2 protein-coding genes are annotated in these 1,194 nt (G+C 44.6%); both read right to left on the reverse strand.

Translation table 11 applies throughout. The features are described from left to right. Positions 1–26: 26 nt before the first annotated feature. Complete coding sequence (locus Q0256_RS01370; protein WP_297959330.1) at positions 27–626, reverse strand: hypothetical protein; 600 nt, start codon at positions 624–626, stop codon at positions 27–29. Between the two features lie 2 nt (positions 627–628). Further along, a partial coding sequence (locus Q0256_RS01375; RefSeq protein WP_297959332.1) for a hypothetical protein occupies positions 629–1,194 on the reverse strand: 566 nt, incomplete at its 5' end.

The raw sequence follows: 1,194 nt of genomic DNA on the forward strand, positions 1-1,194 counted from the left end.
TGCTTTCGTCTGCTATAAACTCCATCTTAGCCCCACATTAGCAAAATTCCCATTTGTGCGTAAATCCCGCCGCTATCATCCGTAAGCTCCATATTTATGGGCGTAGGTCTGGAGCAATCTCCTATATCTTTTAGATGGTATATGCTACTTTTTTCATCGGGTTTCTCGCTGGACCAGCTAGGATTGCCCGCACTATCTACCGCCTCAAGGCGATATGCCTTGCCTCTATCATTCACAAAAAATAGCGGGGTTTTGAAGCTATGAAGCGTTTTTGTGGGATCGGTAGTATCCGGGGCGCTTGAATACTTTATTAGCTTCAATATCGCTTCGATATCTTGCCCGCCCAGCTTCCCGCCCTCGGGTATATAAAGCTTGCCCTGCCATGCGTCTTCGTCGAAGCTCAGTATGGTCGAAAATCTATCTGCTACTATGGCACAATAAACCCTAGCGACGGGGTTTGTTGCCTTAGCCCATACCGTAAAGCGACCCCTAGGGCTTGAAGTACCGTTGCTGCGTTTACGACTAAAAATACTAGAGCTTAGGCTAAAATCTGAATTCGTATCTCCTGAATCCATTTTTAGCGCCTTTTCGCAGGCGGCATCTTTGTATAATACTACGTCAGCCATCTTCAATCCTTCTCTTTAATTTCATTAAAATTGCAGCTAAATTCGTTTGCGAAATAGCCTATATTCATCGTCTTTTCCAGCTTTCCGTCTAAATATAGCTCTAGCTTATAAGCTCCATAATCGTTAAATTTAATCTCTACCTCCCCAAACGGATTGGCGCTAAAGCTTTGCGCGCCGAGCTTAAAGCTGACATGCGCAATAAGCGCGCTATCTACGTTAAAATCGCGCATCAAGCTAAAGGTGTGGGTGTAACCTTTAGGGTAGTATTTGGTGATCTCGTATCTATGCAGATGATCTATTTGCAAATTTTTATACTCCGCTTTTATGCTTAGAGCGGAGGGTAGATCGCGCGGGGGGCATACGAAAAGATAGATATTGCTCTCATAACTTACCTTCAGCGTTCCGCTTAGAGGCCCGTCAAAGCAAAGGACGTTATCTTTGTATATATTGCCCTTCTGCTCCTGCGTCGTTTGGGCGCTAAAGTATATCGGCGTGCCGTCAAGGCTCACGGCGATTAGCTTTTTTATAAAGCCCGTAAGTTTTACATAGATATCCTCACTTAGCTCAA

Source organism: uncultured Campylobacter sp., from assembly GCF_937949835.1.
Classification (GTDB): Bacteria; Campylobacterota; Campylobacteria; order Campylobacterales; family Campylobacteraceae; genus Campylobacter_B.

Coding starts and splice junctions, on each gene's coding strand:
- Q0256_RS01370 (WP_297959330.1), bottom strand. CDS start 626: ATGGCTGACGTAGTATTATACAAAGATGCCGCCTGCGAAAAGGCGCTA.